We start from the raw sequence: 24,185 nt of genomic DNA on the forward strand, positions 1-24,185 counted from the left end.
TGCCTTGCCAGCGCATCGGCTGCCTCCGTAGCCCGCCCGTGCGGGCGCAGGTGCCTCGGCATGCGCGGCGCGATCACCGGATCGGTGTCCGCACCGGACGGTCGTGCCGGTCGCAGCGGCCGACGCCGCTGTCCCGACCAGGCGATGCGGGTCAGGCGGACGTGGCGGCGTCGGCGGGCTCGGGCGTGGGCTCCGGATCAGGGCCGGTGCCGGCCTCGGCCGCGGCGCGCTGCTCGCGCTGGTCCTTGCGGTACAGGAAGGCCACGCCGACCAGAGCGCCGGCCGCGAAGATCCACCACTGGATCGCGTACCCGAGGTTGAGCCAGTCGTTCTCGTGGCCGACCTCGATCGCGGTCAGCCCCTGCGCGCCGGGGGTGTCGGCGTCGGCGAGCACGTACGCGCCGAGCACCGGGTAGGGCAGCTTGTCGGCGATGGCGGGCACGCTGACCCGGCGGGTCTCCCAGTGGCCGTTGCGCTGGTCGACGGCGCCCGCGCCGGATTCGGTCAGGTGCACCCGGCCGACGACGGTGACGGTGCCGCCGGGCGCCGCGGGGAACTTCGGGGCGACGGTGATGCCGTCGGGGTGCGGCGGCACCCAGCCGCGGTCGACCAGCAGGGCCGAGCCGTCGGCCAGCAGCAGGGGAGTGAGGATCTCGTAGCCGACCTGCCCGTCGACGGTGCGGTTGCGCACCAGGATCTCCTGGGTGGCGTCGTACCGCCCGGTGGCGGTGATCCGCGTCCAGGCCCGGTCCTCGCCGGGGCCCGGGGCCGCGCCCTTGCCGCCGGTGGCGGGGGACAGCACGTCGCCGACCGGCACCGGCGTGACCACGGTGCTGGCGTCGATCCGGTCGTTGATCGCGCTGCGCAGCTCGTACCGGCTCCACTGCCAGCGGCCGAGCAGCACCATCACGAAGGAGGCGAGCAGGGCGACGGCGAAGACGGTCAGCCAGCGGCGGGTGAGGAGGGCGTGCACCCGGGCAGTTTACCCACGCCCTGAGCTGTGAGTTCTGTCACGGCCGATCGGTGGAGCGGTCACTCGGGCGACCGGATGGCACAGCGGGTATGGTGCAGCTTCGGACAGCGGCCGCGCGTCTGAGGATCAGTTCATGTGCTCCGCCGAGGCGGCCGCCCTTACGTCTGGAGTCTGTCGTATGTCTGCCAATCCCGATTCCGGCGTGGCCGGGCTGGGCAACATCGCGGTGCGCCGCTTTCCGACGATGACCGTGCAGACGCCGCGGCTGGACGTGCGCCCGCTGGTGGCCGCCGACGCCGACCCGGTGACCGAGATCTTCGCGGACAAGCAGACGCAGCGCTGGCTGCCGTTCCCGAAGGAGTTCGGCCAGATCGACGGGCGCTCGTGGTGCACGGAGATGGCGGGGGAGCGCCGCGACAGCGGGGCGGGCGACCACTACGGCATCGTGCGGCGCGAGGACCAGCGGCTGGTCGGCTGCCTGTGGACAAAGCGCACGGACTGGGTCGGCCGGGTCACCGAGATCTCGTACGCCGTCTCCGCCGATACCCGCGGGCTGGGCATGGCGCCGGAGGCGGTGGACGCGCTGACCCTGGCGCTGGTGCTGGAGCACGGCTTCCAGCGCATCGAGCTGCGGGTGGCCCCGGGCAACACCGCGTCGCGGCGGGTGGCCGAGAAGGCCGGCTTCACCTACGAGGGCCTGCTGCGCAACGCCGGGTACGTGCACAGCGGCCGGGTGGACCTGGAGGTCTGGTCGATAGTGGCGGCCGACCTGCGCTGACCTGCGAACGAAGCTGACACGCAAACGAAGGGGCCCCGCCGAGTGGCGGGGCCCCTTCGCTGTGTGAGCCGGTCAGTTCTTCTTCTTTTTCTTCATCTTCGGCAGGTTCGCAGGCTTCTTGCCGAGGATGTTGTCGGACGGCGGCGTGAACTGCTGCACGTCCTTGCCCTTCAGCGAGTCCTTCAGCGTGTACGCCACGGTCTCGATCGGCTTCCAGGCGTTGTAGTCGCCGGTGGCGTGGAACGGGTTGTCCGGGTCGGCCATGAACGCCGCCGCGGCCAGCTCCTTGGTGAACCCGACGAACCAGGCGGCCCGGGTGTCGTCGGTGGTGCCGGTCTTGCCCGCGACCGGGCGGTCGACCATGCCGTAGACGCCGGGGGCGGTGGACCAGCCGCCGCACCCGCCCTTGGCCGCGCCGTACCCGGTGACGCAGCGCATCGCGTCGGTGGCGGCGCGGGCCACGTCCTTGCTGACCTCCTGCCGGCAGCGGGGCGTGGCGACCGGCACCTGCTTGCCCTTGACGTCCATCATCGCCGGGGTGCCGTCGGGCTTGATGATCCCGGTGACCGGCAGCGCCTCGCAGAACTTGCCGTCGGCCGCCATGGTGGCGTACGCGTTGGCCATCTCCAGCGGCGTGGTGTCCGCGACGCCGAGGGTGAACGAACCCCAGGTCTTGGACTTGCCCGGCGAGGCCTGCAGCTGGTCGATGTCGGTGCGCCACTTCAGGCCGAGCCGCTCGGCCATGCGGACCGCCTTGTCCGCGCCGACCTTCTGCTCCAGCTGCACGAAGTACGTGTTGACCGACTTGCCGAAGCCCGACCACATGGCGTGGTTGCCGGTCATCGAGCCGCTGGCGTTGGACGGGCACCAGTGCCCGCCGCCGCAGGAGCCGCGCTCGCCCCAGCCGGCGAAGTACTGCGACTTGTACCGGTGCGGCGCGTAGAACCAGGTGTTCATCTTCATTCCGGCGTCGAGCGCGGCGACCATCGTGAAGATCTTGAACGTCGAGCCGGCCTGGTAGCCGGGCAGGTTGCCGCCGCCGAGCAGCGGGTTCACCGTGTTCGGGTAGTTGCCCTTGACCTTGCCGTAGCGCTTGGGGTCGGTGTGCGCCCCGTTGCCGTCCTGGTCGAGGGAGTAGGTGCGGTTCACCGCCATCGCCTTGACCAGCCCGGTGCCGGGCTGCACCACGACCTCGCCCAGGGCGTACGCGCTGCCGATGGGCTGGCGCTTGGTGACGTGGTCCATCGCGATGTCCTGGACCTTCGGGTCCAGCGAAGTGGTGATCTTGTAGCCGCCGCGGCGCAGGTTGTCCTCGCGCTCGCCCGGGTTGGCCCCGAACGCCGGCTGCGACAGCCACCAGTTCTTGAACATGTCGCAGAAGAAGCCCCAGCTGTTGTTCTGCTTGGCGACCGCGATGCAGTCGTTCGGCGGCTCGGTGATCTTCAGCTTGATGGGTTCCTTCTTCGTCGTCGCCGCGACCTCGGGCGTGATGTAGCCGAGTTCGGCCATCCGGTCGATGACGTAGTTGCGCCGCTGGGTGGCCGCCGTCTGGTCGCTGCCCGCCGGGTCGTACGCGGTGGGCGCCTTGACGAGGCCGGCCAGGGTGGCCGACTCGGCCAGCGTCAGGTCCTTCGGCAGCTTGGAGAAGAAGATCTGCGCCGCGGCGAAGACGCCGTAGGCGCGGTGCCCGAAGTAGGCCACGTTCAGGTAGCGCTCGAGGATGTCGGTCTTCGACAGCTCCTTCTCCACCTTGATGGCCAGCCGGGCCTCACGGATCTTGCGCAGTGGGGTCTGCTCGGTCGCCGCCATGACCTCGCTGGGGGTCTGCGCGCCGTCGCGCAGGGCCATGCGCACGTACTGCATGGTCAGCGTCGACGCGCCCTGGGACACCTCACCGGCGGTGTGGTTGGCCACGAAGGCACGCGCGATGCCCTTGGCGTCGACGCCGTTGTGCTCGTAGAAGCGCCCGTCCTCGCTGGCCACGATCGCCTTGCGGATGTTCTCCGACACGTCGGCGATCGGCGAGTACTTGCGGTGTTCCTCGTAGAAGTTCGTGAGCAGCGTCTTGCCGTCCGACGCGTACACGTAACTGGTCTGCGCCGGCGGCAGGCTCTTGAGCTCGGCCGGCAGCGAGTCGTAGAAATCGGCGCCGGCCTTCAGCCCGAGGCCGCCCACGGCGGCGAGGGGGTAGGTGACCGCGGCGACGACGACGCCTGCGATCAGGCCCGAGCGCAGGATCGGCGCGAGACGTCCGGTGGCGGAAATTGCACCTTTTAGGCGGCTAAGCGGCTTCACCCTACAAAGGTAGGACAAACTACTCAGTAGATGGATTCAAAGCAGTAAAAGACGCGACGTTTTCTACCCCCGAGTCGGCATCGCGACAGTCGACGTGGTGAGGTGAGGTCGTGACGAGTGAGCTGTTGGGCTTAACGATCGAGGCGGTCCGTCCGCTCGACGCCGCCGCGATGAACCTGGCCCGGGAACTGCAGGCGCGCCTGACCAAGCCGGCCGGCTCGCTGGGCGAGCTGGAGGAGCTGTCGGTGCGCCTGGCCGGGCTGGCCGCGGCCTGCCCGCCCCCGCGGCTGGAGCCCGCCCAGCTCGCCGTCTTCGCGGGCGACCACGGCGTGCACGCGCAGGGCGTGACCCCGTGGCCGCAGGAGGTCACCGCGCAGATGGTCGGCAACTTCCTGGCCGGTGGCGCCGCCGTGAACGCGCTGGCCCGGCAGACCGGCGTCACGGTGACCGTGGTCGACATCGGCGTCGCCGCCGACCTGCCCCCCGCCGACGGCCTGATCTCGGCCAAGGTGCGGGCCGGCACCCGGGACATGACCGTCGAGCCCGCGATGACCCGCGCCGAGGCGCAGGCCGCACTGGAAGTCGGCATCCAGACCGCGTCCGCGATGATCGACGGCGGGGCTCGTGTGCTGCTCACCGGCGACATGGGCATCGGCAACACCACCGCGTCGGCGGCGCTGATCTCCGCGTTCACCGGGCGCGACCCCGGCGTCGTGACCGGCTACGGCACCGGCATCGACACGCCCACGCACCTGCGCAAGGTCGAGGTGATCCGGCAGGCGCTGGCACTGCACGGCCCGTCCTGGGGCGGCGACCCGGCCACCGACCCGGTCGCGGTGCTGGCCGCGCTCGGCGGCCTGGAGCACGCCGGGCTGGCCGGCTTCATCCTGGGCGCGGCGTCGCGCCGGGTGCCGGTCATCCTCGACGGCGTGATCGCGGCCGCCGCCGCGCTGACGGCGGTGGCCATCGCGCCCAGCAGCCGGGACGCGATGATCGCGGGACATCAGTCGGTCGAGCCGGGCGCTAGCGTGGCGCTGTCGCAGCTCGAACTGAACCCGCTGCTCGACCTCGGCCTCCGGCTGGGCGAGGGCACCGGCGCGGTGCTGGCCTATCCGATCGTGGCCGGCGCGGTGCGGGTCCTGCACGAGATGGCGACGTTCGACAGCGCCGGTGTCGCCGCGAAAGTCGAGGAGTGAGCGCAGCGAGCCCCGCAGGCTGAGCCGTGGTGGCTCGGGAGAAAGTCGAGGAGTGAGCGACCCCGTGCGGGGTGCCGCGCAGGGCACTACGAAGGGCGTGCAGCGACAGTGAGTGACCTCTATCCCCTCGCGCTGCGGTTGGACGGGCGGCCGGTGCTGGTCGTCGGCGGGGGCGCGGTGGCGACCCGGCGGGTGCCCGCGCTGCTGGCGGCCGGTGCACAGCTGCGCCTGGTCGCGCCGGAGCTGACGCCCGCGCTGCGCGGGCTGGCCGACGCGGGCCGGCTCACCTGGCTGGAGCGGCCGTTCGCCGAGGGAGACCTGGACGGCGTGTGGCTGGTGCAGGTCGCGGTCGACGACCACGACGCCGCGGAGTCGGTCTCGGCCGCTGCGGAGCAGCGCCGCATCTTCTGCGTACGCGCCGACGACCGGCACGCCGCGAGCGCCTGGACACCGGCGGTGGCCCGGCACGGCGCGGTGACCGTGGCCGTGCTCGCGGGCGGCTCACCGCGGCGGGCGGTGGCGGTCCGCGACCGCATCGCGAACCTGCTGGCCACCGATGAGGCGACCGTGCCGGAGACGGTGAAGGGCACCGTGGCGCTGGTCGGCGGCGGTCCCGGCGACCCGGAGCTGATCACGGTCAAGGGCCGTCGCCTGCTGGCCGCCGCGGACGTGGTGGTCGCCGACCGGCTCGGCCCCGGCCTGCTCCTCGACGAGCTGCGCGCCGACGTGGAACTGGTCGACGTGGCGAAGCTGCCCTATGGACCAGCCGCGCAGCAGGAGGAGATCAACCGCATCCTGGTGGAACGGGCCAGGGCGGGGCTCTTCGTGGTGCGCCTCAAGGGCGGTGACCCGTACGTCTTCGGCCGCGGCGGCGAAGAGGTGCTGGCCTGCGCCGAGGCGGGTGTGCCGGTGACCGTGGTGCCCGGCGTGACGAGCGCGATCTCGGTGCCCGCCGCGGCGGGCATCCCGGTGACGCACCGCCGGGTCGCGCACGAGTTCACCGTGGTCAGCGGGCATATCGGCCCGGACCATCCGGACTCGCTGGTGGACTGGCCCGCGCTGGCCCGGCTGCGCGGCACGCTGGTGATCCTGATGGGCCTGAAGAACCTGCCCGCCATCGTGGCGACGCTGCTGGCGCACGGCCGCGACGCCACGACCCCCGCCGCGATCGTCCAGGAGGGCACGACGGACCAGCAGAAGTCCGTCCACGGCACCCTCGCCGACCTGCCCGACCTCGCCAAGCAGCTCAACCCGCCCGCCATCGTCGTCATCGGTCACGTGGCCGAGGTCCTGACACCCGGACGTTGATCCGGCCTGCGGCATCGGGACCGGCCGCCAGCCGTCATGATCTGTTTTTGTGGACGTCCGGCGTCGTCATAGCGACATCAGGCGTCCACAAAAACAGATCATGAAGCTGTGCGCGGCTGCGCAGCGCGCTGGTGTCACGAGCCGTGGTACAGGCGGTCCAGGTCGACGAGTTCGACGTCGTCGCGGGTGGCCGCGGTGCGTCTCAGCGCGGGGGTGAAGCCCGAACGGGCGAACAGCAGCAGGCGGGGCGCGGGGGTCGCGGCGTCGGCGGGAAGCAGCCCGCGCAGATGGTCGAGGCGGGTCAGCTCGTCGACGCCGACCGGGCTCGCGGTGGCCTTGGCCTCGCCGATCGCGATGATGCGCCCGGGGTGGCCGGCACGGGTCTCCCAGACGACGGCGTCCAGCTCGTGGCCGGCCCGGTGGTCCCGGCAGGGGAGTTCCGTGGGCAGCGCCCGGCTCGCCAGGCCGCCCAGCGTCTGCTCACTCGCGTGCCACAAACACCACTGGCGGCTCAGATCCTCGAAGTGCGGTCCGTAGATCTTGGAGGCGATGGTGTCGCTGTTGCGGTCCCACACCTGCTCCGCCCGCCCCGCGACCAGCTCGGCCTCGTGCCGGTTGATGATCAGCTGGTACAGCCGGACGACGGGCTCGGTGATCCGGTAGACGGTGCGCTTGCTGCGCAGCGCGTCGTCGACGGCCTCGACCAGGCCGATGCCCTGCAAACCGTTGAGCAGGTGGGCCAGCGCCGAGGCGGGCCGGCCGAGTTCGGCCGCGATCTCGGTGCGGCGGACCTTGCCGGCGCTCAGCGCGGTGAGGACGGCGGCGTACGAGGTGGGGTCGGCGATCGACGGGTCCTCGCGCAGCAGCAGGCTGCCCTCACGGAACATCGCCGACGCGGGATTGACGATCCGGCGCCGCACCCAGCGGTCGAAGTCGGCGGCGCTGCGCGGCCCGGCCCCTCCGCTCATCTCCAGGTATGCCGGTGTCCCGCCGACCAGGGCGTTGACCCGGAAGGCGAGGTCGGGATCGGTGAGTCCCCAGAATGCGGCCGCTTCGCGGTAGCCGAACGGACGCACCACCAGTTCCAGCACCGCCCGGCCGCGCAGCGGAGCGCCCGCGGCGAGCAGCGTGGACATCGTGGTCAGCGCGCTGCCGCAGAGGACGAGCCGGGTGCGGGTGTCCTGCTTGGCCTCGCCGAGCGGGCTCAGGGCCTGCTGCAGATAGGAGGGCAGGGCGGGCGTCGTCGCGACGAGGTAGGGGAACTCGTCGATGATGACGGGCAGCTGCCGTTCGCGGCCGAGCCGGATCAGCTCGGTCAGCGCCTCGCGCCAGTCGGCCGGTGCCAGCGGCGAACCGAGTCCGCGGTGTTCGGCGAGTGCGCGACCGAGGTCGGCCAGGTTCTGGCTCTCGGTCTGCTGCGTCGCGCCGAAGAAGAAGCCGCCGGTCTGCTGGGCCAGCAGTTCGAGCATGAGTGTCTTGCCCTGGCGGCGGCGGCCGTAGACGAGGCCGAGGGTCGCCCCCGCCGTCGGAGCCGAGACGAAGTCGGTCAGCTCGTCCCACTCGACCGCGCGGCCGTGCAGGCGCTGCGGCTTCGCTGCGTCCATCGGCGTACCCCCTGATTATGATAGCTGCAGCTATGATAGCTGGAGTTACCATAGTCGTGGCAAAGGAAGGGGCTCCACCCCGCAGGGTGGAGCCCCTTCGCCGTGCTCACCTGCCGAGCAGTTGCGCGCACCTGATCAGGCCGAGGTGGCTGTAGGCCTGCGGGTGGTTGCCGAGGCCGCGCTCCAGGTCCGGGTCGTACTGCTCGGGGAGCAGGCCGGTCGGGCCGGCCGTGGCCAGCATCTGGTCGAACAGCTCCTCGGCGTCGGCCCGGCGGCCGGTACGCAGGTAGGCCTCGATCAGCCACGCGGTGCAGATGTGGAAGCCGCCCTCCTTGCCGGGCATGCCGTCGTCCCACTTGTAGCGGTAGACGACCGGTCCCGAGCGGAGCTCTGCCTCGACCGCGAGCACCGTGTCCAGGAAGCGCGGGTCGTCGTCGGCCAGCAGGCCGGACAGGCCGATCCACAGGCTGGAGGCGTCCATCTCCGGGAAGCCGTAGGCCACCGTGTACGCCTTGGTGCCCTCGTGCCAGCCCTGGTGCAGGACGTTCTCGGCGATCCGGTCCCGCAGCTCGACCCACTCGGGCCGCTCCTCGGTGGTGTGCCGCTCCAGCACCTGCAGCGCCCGGTCCACCGTCATCCACGACATGACCTTGGAGTACACGTGGTGGCGCGGAGGCAGACGCGCCTCCCAGATGCCGTGGTCGGGCTCGTGCCAGCGCTGGGAGCAGGCCTGCACCATGGCCTCCATGACCCGCCACTCCTCGTGACGGATCTTGCCGCGCTTGTCCGCGACCGCCATCAGCACGTCCGCGACCGGGCCGAACACGTCCAGCTGGAGCTGCTTGTTGGCGGCGTTGCCGACGCGCACCGGCCGGGAGCCGGCGTAGCCGGGCAGGCTCTCGATCACGGCCTCGGGGCCGAGCTCGTAGCCGTCCACGGTGTAGAGCGGGTGCAGCCGCTCCGGGTGCCCGCCGGTGCGGTCGACGACCCCGTCGACCCAGCGCAGGAACGCCTCGGCCTCGGTCAGCGAGCCGAGTTCGACCAGCGCCTTGACGGTCATCGCGCCGTCGCGCAGCCAGACGAAGCGGTAGTCCCAGTTGCGGATGCCGCCCAGCGTCTCCGGCAGCGAGGTGGTCGCCGCCGCGATGACGCCGCCGCCCTCGAAGTGGCACAGCCCGCGCAGCGTGAGCGCGCTGCGCATGACCACCTCCTTCTCGACCGAGGGCAGTTCCAGCGAGTTGGCCCATTCCCGCCACGGCTGCTCGACCAGCTCCAGCCGCTCGCCCGCGGACAGCGGGTGGGCGGTCAGGTTGTGGCTGCGCATGCGCATCTCGAGCAGCGCCTCGCCGTTCATCTTCGACAGGTCGATGACCGCGCGGGCGGTGTCGTGCCCGCCATCGTCGACCACGTCCCACTCGACGCCGGGGGAGTACAGGCACAGGTGCTCGCTGGTGCCCAGCACGAGCAGCCCGTCGGTGAGCGGCTGCAGCTGGACCGGCACCTGCCCGAACTCGGGCCGCGGCGCGTACTCGACGCGCACCACGGTGTTGCCGGTGAGGCGGCGCATCAGGCTGTCGCCTTCGAGCCAGTCCGTCACGGTCAGCCCGGACCAGCGGGTCTCCACGGTCATCGTGCCGGGGCGGTAGCGCTGGCCGAGCGGGTGGCCGCCGCGCTGCGGCCCCACGCTGAAGTGGCCCGCGGGCGCGCCGCCGAGCAGGTCGGCGAAGATCGCCGCGCTGTCCGGCCGCGGGTGGCACAGCCAGCTCACCCGGGCGTCCGGGCTGATCAGCGCGACGGTGCGGCCGTCGGCCAGCATCGAGTGGCGCTCGATCGGCACCGCCCGCTCGCCGAACAGCCAGTGCCGCCGGGTGTCCAGCAGCAGCGCCAGGATGCGCACCGCCTGCAGCGGGTCGTGCACCCGGAAGGACGCGGCGGTCTCGCCCGCGCCCACCTTCACGCCGATGTCCTTGCCCGACAGCTGCCGGAAGGCGTTCTCGTCGGTGACGTCGTCGCCCATGAACAGCACCGCGCCCGCGGACACCTGGCGGCGCAGCTCGTCGATCGCGGTGCCCTTGTGCGAGGCCAGCACCGACAGCTCGACGACCTCCTTGCCCTCGGTGGTGTGCACGCCGGCCCAGGCGGCCGGACCGCACCGGATGGCGTCGGTCACCGCGGCCGCCACCGCCCGGGAGGCGGTGCGCAGGTGCACGGCGACGCTGGCGGGCTTGTTCTCCAGGCGTACGCCCGGGTGCTCGGCGGCGATGCGCTCCAGCTCGGTCTGCAGCCGGCTGCGCAGCTCGACCAGGTCGGAGGCGAGCCGCTGGACGAAGCCGATGTCGAACTCGGAGCCGTGGCTGCCGACGAGATGGACCTCGCTCGGCAGCCGGGACAGCGCCGCCAGGTCGCGCAGTGCGCGCCCGGAGACCACCGCGACGGTGGTCTGCGGGAGCGTGGCCAGCGATCGCAACGCTGCGACCGCCTCCGGGATCGGGGCGGCCGCGGACGGGTCCTCCACGATCGGGGCCAGGGTGCCGTCGTAGTCGCACGCGACGAGCAGGTGCGGCACGCGGGCAAGCTGCGCCAGCGCGGAGCGCAGTTCGGGGTCGAAGCCGTCGCGGTCGAGATCGACGGTCATGCCCAGGGTCATGGTATTGCTCCCAGTTCGGTCAGGAAGTCTGACGCCCAGCGCGCCACGTCGTGGCGGCGCAGGTGCCGCTGCATCACGCTCATCCGGCGCCGGGCCTCGTGCTCGTCGACGGTGACCGCGCGCATGAGTGCGTCCTTGACCGCGTCCAGATCGTGGGGGTTGCACAGGAACGCCTGTCGCAGCTCTCCGGCCGCGCCCGCGAACTCGCTCAACACGAGTGCGCCACCATGCTCCAAGCGTGCCGCCACGTACTCCTTGGCCACCAGGTTCATACCGTCCCGCAACGGGGTCACCATCATGACGTCGGCCGCGCAGTAGAGCGCGGCCAACTCACTGCGACTGTACGACTGGTGCAGGTAATGCACCGCAGGCACGCCGACACGGCCGAAATCGCCGTTGATCCGGCCCACCTCGCGCTCGACCTTGATGCGAAGTGCCTGGTAGTGCTCGACCCGCTCCCGGCTCGGCGTCGCGACCTGCACCATCACCGATTCCGGCACGGACAGCCGTCCCGCGGCCAAGAGCTCGCGATATGCCTTCAGGCGATGCTCGATGCCCTTGGTGTAGTCGAGCCGGTCCACGCCCAGGATGACCGTTTTGGGGTCGCCCAGCTCGGCCCGGATCTGCACCGCCCGCTCCCGGACAAGTGGGTTGTCCGCGAGACGCTGCATCTCGCCCACGTCGATCGAGATCGGGAAGGCGTCCGCCTTGACCTGGCGGCCCTCATATTCGATCACGTTGCCGTGGTACGGCGTGCCGAGCAGGTGCCGGGCCAGCCGGATGAAGTTCTGCGCGGCCAGCCGCTGCTGGAAGCCGACCAGGTCGGCCCCGAGCAGCCCGCGCAGCACCTCGGCGCGCTGCGGCAGCTGCATGAACAGCTCGATCGGCGGAAAAGGGATGTGCAGGAAGAATCCGATCTTGAGGTCGGGGCGCAGCTCGCGCAGCATCGCGGGCACGAGTTGGAGCTGGTAGTCCTGCACCCAGACGGTGGCCCCCTGGGCGGCGACCTCCGCGGCCGCCTCGGCGTAGCGCCGGTTGACCACCCGGTAGGCCTCCCGCCAGCGGCGGCGGAAGACGGGCGGCTCGACGTTGTCGTGGTAGAGCGGCCAGATGGTGGCGTTGGACTGGCCCTCGTAGTACCGCTCAAGATCTTCTTCAGAGAGCGGCACCGGCCGCAGGTTGATCCCATCCAGCTCGAACGGCTCCGGAGCCGGGCCGGGCGAGCCCGACCAGCCGATCCACGTGCCATGGCGCTCGACGAGCACCGGGTGCAGGGCGGTGACGAGTCCGCCGGGGCTGCGCCGCCACCGGCGGCGGGAATCTCCGGAACCCGTGACGCGGCCTCCCGGGGTGTCCGTGGTCACTTCGTCCACGGGCAGCCGGTTTGCCACGACAACGAACGGACTGCGATCGACCATCGCTGCCTCTCCTCCGATCGGTGGATCGTGGGCCATCCTCTGAGACTACTGAAGTCCTCTGAAAGGTGGATCATCGGCGCGACACGCGATGGCGATACGTGTAGATCATCCCAGCGCTGCGCTTTGATCACAACCCGCTGCGTGATGCCCGCCTCGTGCCCTGCGAAACCCGATGTCCGGGTCGGCGCACGTCCCGGGGGCGGGCGAGCCGGCTCACACGGCCCCATGTCTCAGGCCGCAGGGCCACCTGGGAGTATTGACACGAAGACTGTCTGAAGGGGGTTGGCCCGACCGTGGCCCAGTTCATATACACGCTCGAGAAGGCACGCAAGGCGCACGGCGACAAGGTTGTGCTCGACAACGTCACGCTCAACTTCCTGCCGGGTGCCAAGATCGGCGTGGTCGGCCCGAACGGCGCGGGTAAGTCGAGCCTTCTGCGGATCATGTCCGGCCAGGACATCCCCAGCAACGGCGAGGCCCGGCTCATGCCCGGCTACACCGTCGGCATGGTGGCTCAGGAGCCCCGGCTGGACGAGTCGCTGACCGTGCTGCAGAACATCGAGCTCGCCGTCGCCGACACCAAGGCCAAACTCGCGCGGTTCAACGAGATCGCCGAGCTGATGGCGACCGACTACTCCGACGAGCTCATGGACGAGATGGGCCGGCTCCAGGAGGAGCTGGACCACAGTGACGCGTGGGACCTCGACTCCAAGCTCGAGCAGGCCATGGACGCGCTGCGCTGCCCGGAGCCCGACCTGCCGGTCGGCCCGCTGTCCGGTGGCGAGAAGCGCCGCGTGGCGCTGTGCAAGGTGCTGCTGGAGCAGCCCGACCTGCTGCTGCTCGACGAGCCCACCAACCACCTGGACGCCGAGAGCGTGCTCTGGCTGGAGCAGCACCTGGCGAAGTACCCCGGCACGGTGATCGCGATCACCCACGACCGGTACTTCCTGGACAACGTGGCCCAGTGGATCCTGGAGCTCGACCGCGGGCGCGCCTACCCCTACGAGGGCAACTACTCCACCTACCTGGAGAAGAAGGCGGCGCGTCTGTCGATCGAGGGCCGCAAGGACGCCAAGATGCGCAAGCGGCTGTCCGAGGAGCTGGAGTGGGTGCGCTCCAACGCCAAGGCGCGCCAGACCAAGTCCCGGGCCCGTCTGGACCGGTACGAGGAGATGGCGTCCGAGGCCGAGAAGACCCGCAAGCTGGACTTCGAGGAGATCCAGATCCCGCCGGGCCCGCGCCTGGGCAGCACGGTCATCGAGGCCAAGGACCTGGTCAAGGGCTTCGGCGAGCGGGTGCTGATCGACAACCTGTCGTTCTCGCTGCCGCGCAACGGCATCGTCGGCATCATCGGCCCGAACGGCGTCGGCAAGACCACCCTGTTCAAGACCATCGTCGGCATCGAGAAGCCGGACGACGGCGCGGTCAAGGTCGGCGAGACGGTGACCCTGTCCTACGTCGACCAGAACCGGGCCGGCCTGGACAGCGCCCAGACCGTCTGGGAGGTCGTCTCCGACGGCCTGGACTACCTGATGGTCGGCAAGGTCGAGATGCCCTCGCGGGCGTACGTGGCCGCCTTCGGCTTCAAGGGGCCGGACCAGCAGAAGCCGGTCAACGTGCTGTCCGGTGGTGAGCGCAACCGCCTCAACCTGGCGCTCACGCTCAAGATCGGCGGCAACGTGCTGCTGCTCGACGAGCCGACCAACGACCTGGACGTGGAGACGCTGTCCAGCCTGGAGAACGCGCTGCTGGAGTTCCCGGGCTGCGCCGTGGTCATCTCCCACGACCGGATGTTCCTCGACCGCGTGGCCACCCACATCCTGGCGTGGGAGGGCACCGAGGAGAACGAGTCGAAGTGGTTCTGGTTCGAGGGCAACTTCGAGTCGTACGAGAAGAACAAGATCGAGCGCCTGGGTGTCGAGGCCGCCCGCCCGCACCGGGTCACCCACCGCAGGCTGACGCGCGACTGATCCGGATCTCATGATCCACCGGCCTGCCGGTCGCGCGAGCGACCGGCAGGCCGAACGATCAAGGCGAGTGGGAGAACCATGAGATTCACCTACCACTGCGCGCTGCGGTGGTCTGATCTTGACGCGTACGGCCACGTCAACAACGCGCGTTTCCTCACCCTGTACGAGGAGGCCCGCGTCGCGATGATGTTCGTCGGCGCCCGGGAGGCCGGGGTGACCTCCTTCGAGGAGGGCATCGTGGTGTCCCGGCACGAGGTGGACTACCTGCGGCCGGTCGACTATGGCGACCCGGTGCGCATCGAACTGTGGATCGAAGACCTCAAGCCGTCCCGGTTCACCGTCTGCTACGAGCTGTTCGACGGTGACCTGCTGGCCAGCCGGGCCCGTTCCGTGCTGGTGCCGTACGACCTGGACCGGCAGCGGCCGCGCCGGATGAGCGAGGCCGAGCAGAGTTTCCTGAAGCCATGGCTGTCGACCTGACCGAGCGCGCCGACGCGGCGGTGTTCCTGCGCCGGCTGCTGCGGCTCGACCCGGCGACCCTGGTGCGGCTGTGCCCGGCCGGGCCGGGCCGGGTGGCGCTGTGGGCCACGCTGCCGTGGGGCGTGCTCGTCACCCGCACCGTCGCCGGCAGCGTCGACCGTGACCGGGTGGCCGCGGCGGCGGCGCTGCTGGAAGGCGCCGCGGACCCGCCGGCGCTGGACGACCGGTGGCGCGGCGCGCTGCCCCCGGCGACCGCCCGGGCGGTCGAGCGGCTGCCCGCGTCGGTGGTCGGCGACGTGGCCGCGGCCGCCGCGCAGGCGCTGCGCGACGTCGGGACCACCGGGCTGAAGGGCCGCGCGGTCGGGCAGCGGGTGCTGCGCGACGCGCTCCTGGACCACGTCGTGGTGAGCGGAACGTCCGATGTGGACGGCGTGGCGTTCGCCGTGCCGCAGCGGCTCGTGCAAGGCTTGGTGCGGATGGGCTTCCTCGGAGCCGAGGACGTCACCGTGGTCACCGCGGGGACGTGGACCGGACTCGCCGGTTCCTTTGGCACTGCTTGGTTCCGGACGCCCGTGTTGTCCGTACGGCCGATTGCCAGTCGGTCGATCGGCTGATCGGACATCGTCTGTTCAGCCTGGGACCGCCGGTAAGGGGATGACGAAAGACGGCTGTCCGGGTAGCCTCCTCGCCGGGGATGGAACTGAGGGTAGGCAAGCAATCTCCCTCAGCATTGATCTGTCGGCTTCAGGCTACGGTCGGACAGGAGCATGGGCATGGCGTGGTTTTCGTGGCAACGCTTGCGGGTGGGTCAGTCGACGGCGGGGACGGCGCGCTCGCGCACGGTCCCGCAACAGCGCAGCCTCTTCGAGGTGCCGGACGACCTGTCCATGATGGACAGCCTGCCGCCGGCGCCGACGACCCTGGCGCCGGCCGAGACACCACAGGTCAACCTGCGCCGCATCGCCGCCACCCTCGACCTGCTCGACATCCGCTACCTCTCCGACGGCGAGGAGAGCCTGCTGGCGCTCTGGGAGCGGCACGCCCTGCTGTTCGCGGTCGAGGGGCCGGACGACGAGATCCTGGTGATCCGGGCCCGCCCGCACGCCACCGTGCCGCCGGAGCTGGCCGACCTCGCCTACCGCGCGGTCAACGAGTGGAACCACACCCGCCGCTTCGCCAAGGCCTACGTGGGCGACCCGACCGAGCGCGGCCAGCTGCCGATCTACGCCGAGTGGCAGGTGCCCCTGCGCTCCGGCGTGCACGACGCGCTGCTGATGGAGCTTCTCGACTGCGCCGCCTCGGTCTCCACCACCTTCGTGGACTGGATGCACAGCGACGGCGGCCTGCTGCTCTGAAGACGTCTCTCCGCCGCCGCAGGGCCCTCTGACGGCGACAGCCGCCTGTCCGGGTCTCGTACACCCGGGCAGGCGGCTGATCTGTCTGCGTCATGCGGAGCCCGCTCCGCGGCCTCAATCGGTGTACGGCCTACGCCGCGCTGCGGCCGTACACCGAGCGGCCGCTCCGACGGGCTCCTGTGGGAGCCGCGTCAGTCCAGGCGGGGGAACAGGCCGATCCGGCCGTGGTACTCCCGGCCGAGCTCGTCGGTGTCCGAGCCGACCAGCAGGCCCAGCGGCGTGGTGGCGAACGCGCGCACGCCGACGCCGCGGGTGCGGGTCGGGTTCCAGGCCAGGGCCATCCCGGTGACCGGGTTGATCGCCGCCACACCGGGGCGTTCCACCGCACCCGGTCCGGCCGACTCCATGCCGTAGGGGTTGTCCAGCCAGCGCTGGTGCCCGCCCACGTAGACGGCGCCGCCGACGATCTCGACGGCGTACAGCGAGTCGCCGCCGGTGTGGTTGACCCAGGTGGGACGGACCTTGCCGGTGGCGTAGGTCTCGAACCGGGCCGCGGTGTCACAGTTGATCTCGTAGCCGCTGAGCCGGCCGGTCGTCACGATGACGAAGTAATCGCCGTCGGGGGAGAAGTCGGCCGCGCGCATGTAGGTGTCGAAGCCCTCCCGGCACAGCGGGACGTACGCGTCGGTCGACCAGTTGGCGGCCTTTGACGGGTTGCCGGTCAGGTCGAACATCGCGGCCTGCACCCGGCGGGCCGAGCCGACCCGGGTGAAGGCGCCGATCGCCAGCAGCCGGTCGCCGGACGGCGAGATCGCGATGTCCTCGACCTTCACCCGGCCGATCTCCGGGGCGTCCAGCCGCGCGTCGAACGCCGGGTCCACCTCGCCGGTGAGCACGTCGAGCCGGGCCAGCCCGCGCCGCGGCACGTCGTTGACCGCGGTGAACGAGCCGCCGAGGTACAGCCACCCGTCGGAGACGGACAGGCCGCGTACGTCGCCCCAGTTGATCGAGGCGTCGAAGCCCTCTACCAGCTCGCCGGTGGCCAGGTCGAGCCGGGCGAGTCCCCTCTGGTCCTGCTCGTCGATCTCCTCGAACGCGCCGCCGACGAACACCGAGTTGTCCGGGCCGGGGGTCAGCGAGTAGACCATGCCGTCCACCTCCGGCGCGAAGTCGAGCACGGCGCCGGTGTGCAGGTCGAAGGCGAACAGGTGCTCGCGCTCGTACTCCTCGGTGCCCAGGTTGTCGCTCACCCTGGTGAAGTCTCCGCCGACTACCACGACCTCGCCGACCACCGCCAGCGCGTGCACCTCGCCGTCGAGGATGTGCGGCGTCCAGTCGGCGGGATCCTCGGCCACGGTGCGCACGTCGCGCGGTTTCAGGTTCTCGGCCGGGGCCTGCGGTTGGGCAGCCCACACGGCGGCGGGCAGGGCCATCGCGGCCAGGGCGGCCAGCGATACCACGCGATGGCGCATCAGGGCGTCTCCTCGTAAATCCGGGCATTCCTCCCCTGGTTAACGAGGCGACCGAAAGGAAGGGCACCCTGCTCGGCCGGTCAGTCGAGAAGGGTGCCCAAGGTCACTCGGAACTGCTCAGTGGTCGGCGTTCACCATGCTGAGCTGTTGCTTCATGGCCTAGTGCTCCGCATTGACCATGAAGAACGCCGCCCGCTCCAGGTAGTCCCACAGCATCTTGTCCAGCTCGGGGCTGAGTTCGAGGGTGTCGACGGCGTGGCGCATGTGGCGCAGCCAGGCGTCGCGCTCGACGGTGCCGATGACGAAGGGGGCGTGGCGCATCCGCAGCCGCGGGTGCCCCCGCTCCTGCGAGTAGGTGTTCGGACCGCCCCAGTACTGGATAAGGAAGAGGCGCAGCCGCTCGTTGGCCGGGCCGAGGTCTTCCTCCGGGTACATCGGGCGCATCACCGGGTCGGTGGCGACCCCGGCGTAGAACTCGTCCACGAGCAGTCGGAAGGCGTCCTCACCGCCGAGCAGCTCGAAGTAGTTCGGAGTCGGCAGGGCGGTCGACGCGGGGGCGGCGGGCTGGTCACTCACCAGCCCTAGGCTACCCGGCGACCGGAGCCTCATTGAGCCGCCGGGCGCGCTCGATGGCCGCGGTGAACCGCTCGTGCGGCGGCCAGGCGCTGAGCGCCACCAGCACCAGCACCACCCCGGCTACGCTCCACAGGCCGATGACCTGGTGCAGCGGCCAGTGGCTGGCCAGCATCCCGGTGATCAGCACCGCGCCGCCCTGCATGATCTGCACACCGCCCTGCATCACGCCGAACGCGCGGGCCCGGTAGACGTTCGGCAGTGCCTGCACGAAGAGCCCGTTGATGGCGGGCAGCATGCCGGCCAGGCAGAAGCCGCAGGCCGCCGCCATCAGGCACACGGCGGCCAGCGACGGGTTGAGCAGCGCGGGCACCAGCATGATCGGGGTGAGCAGGGCCAGCGGCCGGATCAGCGACCGGCGCACGTGCGGTGCCATGAACCGGCCGACCACGATGCCGCCCAGCACGTAACCGGCCGGGTTGGCGAGCATGATCATGCCTTGCGCGAAGCCGCGCCCGGCGTCCTCGCCCGGCGTCAGGTGGTGAGCCCAGACGGCGGCGAGGCCCTCCGGCACGATCGCGAACAGGGTCACGCTGAACACGAGCACGGCGATGGCGCGCAGCGCGGGGATCCCGAAGACCACCCGGAAGCCCTCCACGGTCTCCCGGACCAGATTGCGCCGTGCGCTCGGGTTGGCCACCGCGGGCCGGTGCCGCACCACCAGGGTGAGCAGCAGCGCCGAGGCGGCGAAGGTGCCCGCGTCGAGCAGCAGCGACATGCGCGGGTTCAGGGCGGCCAGCACACCGCCGGCGAGGTAGCCGCCGATCTGGGCGGCCTGGCCGGCGCTCATGTTCAGCGAGATGCCCACCACCAGGCGGTCGCCGGTGAGGATGGCCGGATAGAGCGCCGAGCGGGCGGCCTCGTAGGGCGGGTTGCCCAGGGCGGTGAGGAAGAGCAGGCCGAGCAGGACCGGGATCGGCAGGCCGGGCACCGCGACCAGCGCGATGAGCACCATCCGGGCCAGATCACTGATGATCATGACCGAGCGGTACGGATACCGCTCGGCGACCGCGGCCAGCATGGGCCCCAGCAGCACCCACGGCGCGAAGCTGATCGCGAAGGTGGCCGCGGCCATGCCCGCCGACTGCGTCTGCTCGTAGACCAGCGTGGTGACCGCGGCCTTGGCCAGGTAGTCGCCGATCCAGGACAGCACGCTGGCACCGAGCATGCCCCGGTACTCGCGGATGGCGAGCACCTCACCGAAGGTCGCGCGGTGCTCGGGTTGCGAGCCGGGCGGTTCGTTCGGCGGGGGTGTGTTGGTGCGAGCGGGGTGGTGCACCACCGGATGGTCCTCCATCGATCACGACATTGGTGTCGAGGACCGCCATCCTGTCGCAGAGTCACGCCGAATGACCGTCCCAGAAGGGATGTCGTCGGTTGATTCTGCCCGATCGGTGGATAAAGCGCTAGCCTCTACGGCTGATGCCACGCTGTCCGGTCAGGCGGTGGGCGGCTCCTCGGCGGGCACCGACGCCCGCAGCGCGCGGGACGCCTGCATCTGCGCCGCGATGCCCGAGGCCTCGAGCGCCTCGGTGAGCCGGCGGCGCATCTCCCGCTGCAGGTCCCACTGCCGGTCGGCAGAGGTCTTGCACACGGTGCGGATCACCGCGCCGTCCACGCTGATGTTCTCGACACCCAGCACTTGCGGCGGCTCCACGAAGTCGGCGGACCACTCGGGATCGTGCGCGAAGGCGTCGACCGCCTCGCGCAGCACCGACGTCGCCTCCTCCACGCCGACGAAGCCGATCGGCACGTCGATCATGACGGTGGCCCAGCCCTGGCTCTTGTTGCCGATGCGGATGATCTCACCGTTGCGCACGTACCAGATGACGCCGCGGCCGTCGCGGATGGTGACGGTGCGCAGGCCGACCGACTCGACCACGCCGACGGCCTCGCCGGTGTCGATCACGTCGCCGACGCCGTACTGGTCCTCCAGCAGCATGAACAGGCCCGCTATCAAGTCCTTGACCAGCGACTGCGCGCCGAAGCCCAGGGCCACGCCGACGATGCCGAGGCTGGCGATGAGCGGCCCGACGTTGATGTCGAACTCACTGAGCACGATCAGGAAGGCGACCGAGAAGACGCCGACGGTGACCATGCTCTTGAGCACCGAGCCGATGGCCTCCGCGCGCTGGCGCCGGCGCTCGGGGAACATGCTCCCGGCGTTCAGGACCGAGACCGGCACCTTCTCCCGGATCGGGCGCAGCATGGTCGGCACCTTGCCCTGGGCGGTACGTGCCACGATCTTGTTGATCGTGTGGTTCAGCAGCGCGCGGGCGATCAGCGCGACGACAATGATGACGATGATGCGGATCGGTTTGATGAGCAGGTAATAGCCGCCGTCGGCCAGCCACTCGGAGTCGGTGACGTTGTACAGCCACTGGCAGATCTGGTCGGTGTCGGTGCACGGCGTGGCCGGGTCGGGGGCGAGAAGGCTCAACGGCATGGCTAACTAGCTACCTCATCGGTCGGTCGGCGGTGCGGGCGGGCTCGGGGGGATTTTCCTCGCATATGCCAATGAGCAGGGCATAGCGCAGCTGAGAATTCATGAGACCGCCGCAAATTGTAGGTGCATTCACCAGATCAATCGGGGACGATGGTCACAATGACGCGATGACGTGACTGGCCGCCGGAGGGTGAGACCGATGCCTGACATACGACGCACAGCCGCCTCCGCCGCGTTGCTCCTCAACGCGACCTACGAACCGCTGTGTGTCGTGTCCGTGCGCCGGGCCGCCATTCTCATTCTCTCGGGCAAGGCCGTCTGCGTCGCCGACGGCGACGGGGTGCTGCACAGTTCGCGCCACCGGGTGCCCGTCCCGCTGGTGGCCAAGCTCACCCGATACGTCCGGGTGCCGTACCGCTCCCAGGTCGGCCTGTCCCGGCGCGCCATATTCGCGCGCGACGGCGGGCGCTGCGTCTACTGCCAGGGTCCGGCCGAGACGATCGACCACGTGCACCCGCGGTCCAAGGGCGGGCAGCACGCCTGGGACAACGTGGTCGCGGCCTGCGCGCGCTGCAACCACCACAAGGGCGACAAGACGCTGGCCGATCTCGGCTGGCGTCTTCCCATGAAGCCGACGGTGCCGCACGGCGCGATCTGGCGGGTGCTCGGCCACCGCACCCCGGACCCGCGCTGGGCGCAGTGGCTGGAGACGGCCGCCTGAGGCTCAGGCCCGGTGCGTGCTGACCAGGCTCGCGAACACCACGATGTTGTCGGCGTAGCCCAGCTCGCCGCCCACCCAGCGCCCCCCGCAGGTGATCAGCCGCAGCCCGGGCCGGGTGTAGTCGTGGTAGATCCGGTCGACGGGCAGGCTCTGCTTGCTGAACCGCTCGACGGTGTTGACCTCGAACACGGTGACCTTGTTGTCCCGGCGCGTGATCTCGATCTTCGCGCCGGGCTTCAGCTCGTCGAGGCGGTGGAAGACGCCGGGGGAGTCCTTGGTGTCCACGTGCCCGACGATGATCGCCGGTCCGTACTGGCCGGGGGAGGGCCCGTCGTCGAACCAGCCGGCCTCGTTGCGCAGCAGCAGCGACGGCGTGTCGATCGCGCCGCGGGAGTCCAGGCCCACGCCGTGGATGTACGCCTTGACCTTGATCGCGGGAATCTGGATCCGCAGCGGGCGGCTCGGGCCGAGCACCGGGAACTCGCCCGGCGGAGCCTTGCCCGGCCCCCGGAACAGCTCGGCGAACGAGTAGCCGTTGGCTTTGCCCAGCCCGATGCCGACGCTGAACAGCCCGACCAGCAGCAGCACCGCGGCCAGCGGGCCGCGCAGACGGCGCAGCACGGCGTCAGGCGGGGGTCAGCGGGCTGCGCCCGCGCCGTCGCGACAGCAGCAGCACGCCCAGGCCCAGGCCCATCGCCGTGGCGCCGGCGCCGATCAGCGTCGCCCCACCGTCGCCGGCCAGCGCGCCGCCGCCCGTGTTCGGGCCGCGGCTCGGGCTGTCGTGGTTGACCACCCACAGCGTGGTGGTGGCGGTCTGCCGGCTCGGGCAGGTCAGCTTCACGTTGTAGCCGCCGGCCTTCTTGTTCTCGGGCACCGTGGCCGCCGCGATCAGGTACACGTTGACCGGCTCCACGGTGACCGTGCCGAACGCCTCGGAGTGCACCTTCGCGTTGTTCAGCGCGTCGCCGCAGCTGGCGCGGATGGCGACCTGGAAGCCGGCCTGGATGGTGCTCGGGTTGACCTCGACGAAGACACCCTCGGCGTGCGCGGGCGCCGGCGCGGTGAGCGCCGCCACGACCAGCGCCACGGCACCGGCCGCCACCCGGAGAGCAGACCGCATGTTTCCCCCAAATCACTCATCACCACCCGATCCCCCCGGGCTATACCAAATCCTCTCACCCATCCCCAACCCACCACGCCCAGAAACATGAAAAAAGGCCCGAACCGGACGCCATCACGCGCTGCCCCCGCCTCGCGGCTCCAAGGTCATCCGACATGCCTGGCACCTGTGCGTATCTTGACCGTCCATTCGCCCACTTGCCTGGCAAGCCGAACGATCATGGTGCGCTCACGCACCGGCTCGTCAGGGTGGGGTGAGGGGGCGCCAGGCGAGGGGGGTGGAGAGGATGAGGGTGCTTGAGGGGCGGCCGTGGGGGGCGAGCCGGTCGATGAGGGCCTCGAAGGCGTCCATGGAGGTCGCGGCGACCTTGAGGACGCTGCACGCGTCGCCGGTGATGCGGTGGATCTCCAGGATCTCCGGCCACTCCGGCACCGCCGGATCCCGCAGCACGCAGCCCGGGCCGTAGCAGGACATCTGGATCATCGCGACGACCGGGCGGCCCGCCGCGGTCAGGTCCACGTGCGCCCGGTAGCCGGTGATCACACCCGACTCCTCCAGCCGCCGCACCCGCTCGGCGACCGCCGGCGGGGACAGGTGCACCCGCCGGGACAGCTCGCTGAAGGACAGCCGGGCGTCCTCCTGCAGCTCGCGCAGCAGCGCCCAATCCATGTCGTCCACGACCCGCTTTCCCTTCGTAAACGAAACGCCCCGACCCCAGTATGAACGTTAAGCGGATCGCCCCGAGCGCCGTTGATTCGGCATTCCGTCCGGAGGCCTCACGGAGACATCATGACGTTGACCAGAGCACCCGGAGGAACGCGTGACCGCTCCATCGACGACGACCGCCGCCGTACGCCCCGCGACCGCGGCCGAGCGCGCCGAGCGCGCCGAAGCCAACGGCGGGGAGCCGACCCTGGAGTTCGCGCAGCGCACGCCGTATGACGCGTACGTGCACGCGAGCACCCTGCACACGCTGCAGCAGACGCTGAGCAAGGACCCGGGCGAGATGTCCTTCCTCATGATCAGCCAGGTGATGGAACTGTACTTCGGGCTGGTGCGATTCGAGCTGCGCGAGACCCAGCGGCTGCTGGCCGAGGACGACGCCTACGGCGCGCTCGCCCCGCTGCGGCGCACCGCGCTGCACCTGGACGGGCTCAACGCGGCCTGGAACGCGCTGCACTGGATGACGCCCGCCGACTTCAACCGCTTCCGCAACCTGCTCGGCGAGGGCTCGGGCTTCCAGTCGGCGATGTACCGGCACCTGGAGTTCCTGCTCGGGCTGAAGACGGCGTCGCTGATCCGCCCGTTCCAGCGCCAGGACGAGGTGTACCACGACCTGCTGGCGACCCTGCACGGCACGAGCGTCTGGGACGACGTGATCGCGCTGCTCGCCCGCCAGGGCTTCGACATCCCCGCCGACCTGCTGACCCGCGACTTCGCGACCGAGCACGAGGCCCACCCGGCCGTCGAGGCGGCGTGGGTGCGCATCTATGCCGACCAGAGCCCCGACAACCACCTGCGCCTGCTCGGCGAGGCGCTGACCGACGTCGCCGAGCGCTTCGACGACTGGCGCTACAAGCACCTCAAGGCCGTGGCCCGCACCATGGGCGCGAAGGTCGGCAGCGGCGGCTCCAACGGCTACGCCTGGCTCCAGCGCAGCATGTCCCGCACCGTCTTCCCCGAACTCTGGTCCGCCCGCACCGCCATGTGAGGCACAGTGATCACGGCACCGGGGTGGCGACACGCCGTCCATCACGTCCATAAGTTCA

At 70.7% G+C, this 24,185-nt stretch carries 20 protein-coding genes and 1 pseudogene; 9 read left to right on the forward strand and 12 right to left on the reverse strand.

All coding sequences use genetic code 11. The annotated features are described in order from the left end of the window. Positions 1 to 151: 151 nt before the first annotated feature. Entirely contained in the window at positions 152 to 973 is an 822-nt protein-coding gene (locus tag HAV39_RS19890) for an SURF1 family cytochrome oxidase biogenesis protein (RefSeq protein WP_239120934.1), read from the reverse strand. 178 nt (positions 974 to 1,151) lie between these two features. Between HAV39_RS19890 and HAV39_RS19895 the strand changes: the two genes are divergently transcribed. Continuing rightward, a complete protein-coding gene (locus HAV39_RS19895; RefSeq protein ID WP_120316582.1) occupies positions 1,152 to 1,751 on the forward strand; it encodes a GNAT family N-acetyltransferase in 600 nt (199 codons plus the stop codon). Between the two features lie 72 nt (positions 1,752 to 1,823). Here the strand turns inward: HAV39_RS19895 and HAV39_RS19900 are convergent, their stop codons facing one another. After that, positions 1,824 to 4,046: a transglycosylase domain-containing protein gene (locus HAV39_RS19900; protein WP_239120935.1), complete on the reverse strand. Its 2,223-nt coding sequence runs from the start codon at positions 4,044 to 4,046 to the stop codon at positions 1,824 to 1,826. A 122-nt stretch (positions 4,047 to 4,168) separates the two neighbouring features. On the opposite strand from HAV39_RS19900, the gene cobT reads away from it, so the two are divergent. After that, positions 4,169 to 5,242 (forward strand): nicotinate-nucleotide--dimethylbenzimidazole phosphoribosyltransferase, encoded by a 1,074-nt coding sequence (cobT, locus tag HAV39_RS19905; protein WP_191840744.1) that lies wholly within the window; start codon positions 4,169 to 4,171, stop codon positions 5,240 to 5,242. 108 nt (positions 5,243 to 5,350) lie between these two features. Further along, positions 5,351 to 6,550, forward strand: coding sequence for a uroporphyrinogen-III C-methyltransferase (gene cobA, locus HAV39_RS19910; protein ID WP_191840686.1), 1,200 nt, complete (start codon positions 5,351 to 5,353; stop codon positions 6,548 to 6,550). Positions 6,551 to 6,684: 134 nt separating this feature from the next. Here the strand turns inward: cobA and HAV39_RS19915 are convergent, their stop codons facing one another. From HAV39_RS19915 to HAV39_RS19925, 3 genes are all read right to left on the reverse strand, one after another. Then, positions 6,685 to 8,154: an AAA family ATPase gene (locus HAV39_RS19915; RefSeq protein WP_191840687.1), complete on the reverse strand. Its 1,470-nt coding sequence runs from the start codon at positions 8,152 to 8,154 to the stop codon at positions 6,685 to 6,687. A 106-nt stretch (positions 8,155 to 8,260) separates the two neighbouring features. Further along, positions 8,261 to 10,801 carry a trehalose-phosphatase gene (gene otsB, locus HAV39_RS19920; RefSeq protein WP_239120936.1) on the reverse strand — a complete coding sequence of 847 codons (2,541 nt, stop codon included), beginning with the start codon at positions 10,799 to 10,801 and terminating at the stop codon, positions 8,261 to 8,263. Continuing rightward, on the reverse strand, positions 10,798 to 12,219 hold the full coding sequence (locus tag HAV39_RS19925; RefSeq protein ID WP_191840688.1) for an alpha,alpha-trehalose-phosphate synthase (UDP-forming): 1,422 nt from the start codon (positions 12,217 to 12,219) through the stop codon (positions 10,798 to 10,800). The genes otsB and HAV39_RS19925 overlap by 4 nt, the downstream gene beginning before the upstream one ends. A gap of 293 nt (positions 12,220 to 12,512) precedes the next feature. On the opposite strand from HAV39_RS19925, the gene ettA reads away from it, so the two are divergent. The 4 genes from ettA (at position 12,513) to HAV39_RS19945 (ending at position 16,024) form a co-directional block, all read left to right on the forward strand. Continuing rightward, positions 12,513 to 14,189: an energy-dependent translational throttle protein EttA gene (gene ettA, locus HAV39_RS19930; RefSeq protein WP_191840689.1), complete on the forward strand. Its 1,677-nt coding sequence runs from the start codon at positions 12,513 to 12,515 to the stop codon at positions 14,187 to 14,189. 78 nt (positions 14,190 to 14,267) lie between these two features. Next, a complete protein-coding gene (locus tag HAV39_RS19935; RefSeq protein ID WP_155389622.1) occupies positions 14,268 to 14,669 on the forward strand; it encodes an acyl-CoA thioesterase in 402 nt (133 codons plus the stop codon). After that, the gene (locus HAV39_RS19940) at positions 14,654 to 15,283 is read left to right on the forward strand and encodes a DUF8185 domain-containing protein (RefSeq protein ID WP_191840690.1); all 630 of its coding nucleotides are present in this window, start codon (positions 14,654 to 14,656) and stop codon (positions 15,281 to 15,283) included. Before HAV39_RS19935 ends, HAV39_RS19940 begins: the two co-directional genes overlap by 16 nt. Before the next feature lie 159 nt (positions 15,284 to 15,442). After that, positions 15,443 to 16,024 (forward strand): type III secretion system chaperone family protein, encoded by a 582-nt coding sequence (locus HAV39_RS19945; protein WP_373311866.1) that lies wholly within the window; start codon positions 15,443 to 15,445, stop codon positions 16,022 to 16,024. Between the two features lie 191 nt (positions 16,025 to 16,215). Here HAV39_RS19945 and HAV39_RS19950 read toward each other — a convergent pair whose 3' ends face one another. The 4 genes from HAV39_RS19950 to HAV39_RS19965 form a co-directional block, all read right to left on the reverse strand. After that, complete coding sequence (locus HAV39_RS19950; protein ID WP_191840691.1) at positions 16,216 to 17,496, reverse strand: delta-60 repeat domain-containing protein; 1,281 nt, start codon at positions 17,494 to 17,496, stop codon at positions 16,216 to 16,218. 159 nt (positions 17,497 to 17,655) lie between these two features. After that, positions 17,656 to 18,105, reverse strand: a complete 450-nt coding sequence (locus HAV39_RS19955) for a globin (RefSeq protein ID WP_155389625.1) — start codon at positions 18,103 to 18,105, stop codon at positions 17,656 to 17,658. After that, positions 18,083 to 19,408 carry an MFS transporter gene (locus HAV39_RS19960; RefSeq protein WP_244958835.1) on the reverse strand — a complete coding sequence of 442 codons (1,326 nt, stop codon included), beginning with the start codon at positions 19,406 to 19,408 and terminating at the stop codon, positions 18,083 to 18,085. Before HAV39_RS19960 ends, HAV39_RS19955 begins: the two co-directional genes overlap by 23 nt. A 159-nt stretch (positions 19,409 to 19,567) precedes the next feature. Continuing rightward, positions 19,568 to 20,575 carry a mechanosensitive ion channel family protein gene (locus HAV39_RS19965; protein WP_191840693.1) on the reverse strand — a complete coding sequence of 336 codons (1,008 nt, stop codon included), beginning with the start codon at positions 20,573 to 20,575 and terminating at the stop codon, positions 19,568 to 19,570. Between the two features lie 199 nt (positions 20,576 to 20,774). Here HAV39_RS19965 and HAV39_RS19970 point away from each other — a divergent pair. Then, a pseudogene (locus HAV39_RS19970) lies at positions 20,775 to 21,354 on the forward strand (HNH endonuclease). Here the strand turns inward: HAV39_RS19970 and HAV39_RS19975 are convergent. The 3 genes from HAV39_RS19975 to HAV39_RS19985 all read right to left on the reverse strand — a co-directional run bounded on the left by HAV39_RS19975 (position 21,300) and on the right by HAV39_RS19985 (position 23,094). Beyond that, a complete protein-coding gene (locus tag HAV39_RS19975) occupies positions 21,300 to 21,917 on the reverse strand; it encodes a class F sortase (protein ID WP_191840694.1) in 618 nt (205 codons plus the stop codon). The pseudogene HAV39_RS19970 and the gene HAV39_RS19975 overlap by 55 nt on opposite strands. Before the next feature lie 4 nt (positions 21,918 to 21,921). Further along, on the reverse strand, positions 21,922 to 22,416 hold the full coding sequence (locus tag HAV39_RS19980; RefSeq protein WP_191840695.1) for a hypothetical protein: 495 nt from the start codon (positions 22,414 to 22,416) through the stop codon (positions 21,922 to 21,924). Positions 22,417 to 22,659: 243 nt separating this feature from the next. Then, positions 22,660 to 23,094, reverse strand: a complete 435-nt coding sequence (locus HAV39_RS19985; RefSeq protein WP_191840696.1) for an Lrp/AsnC family transcriptional regulator — start codon at positions 23,092 to 23,094, stop codon at positions 22,660 to 22,662. A gap of 142 nt (positions 23,095 to 23,236) precedes the next feature. Here HAV39_RS19985 and HAV39_RS19990 point away from each other — a divergent pair, with 142 nt between their 5' ends. Beyond that, the gene (locus HAV39_RS19990; protein WP_191840697.1) at positions 23,237 to 24,127 is read left to right on the forward strand and encodes a tryptophan 2,3-dioxygenase; all 891 of its coding nucleotides are present in this window, start codon (positions 23,237 to 23,239) and stop codon (positions 24,125 to 24,127) included. The last annotated feature ends 58 nt before the right edge of the window (positions 24,128 to 24,185 follow it).

It is taken from the genome of Catellatospora chokoriensis, assembly GCF_011297315.1.
In the GTDB taxonomy this organism is placed as follows: Bacteria; Actinomycetota; Actinomycetes; order Mycobacteriales; family Micromonosporaceae; genus Catellatospora; species Catellatospora citrea.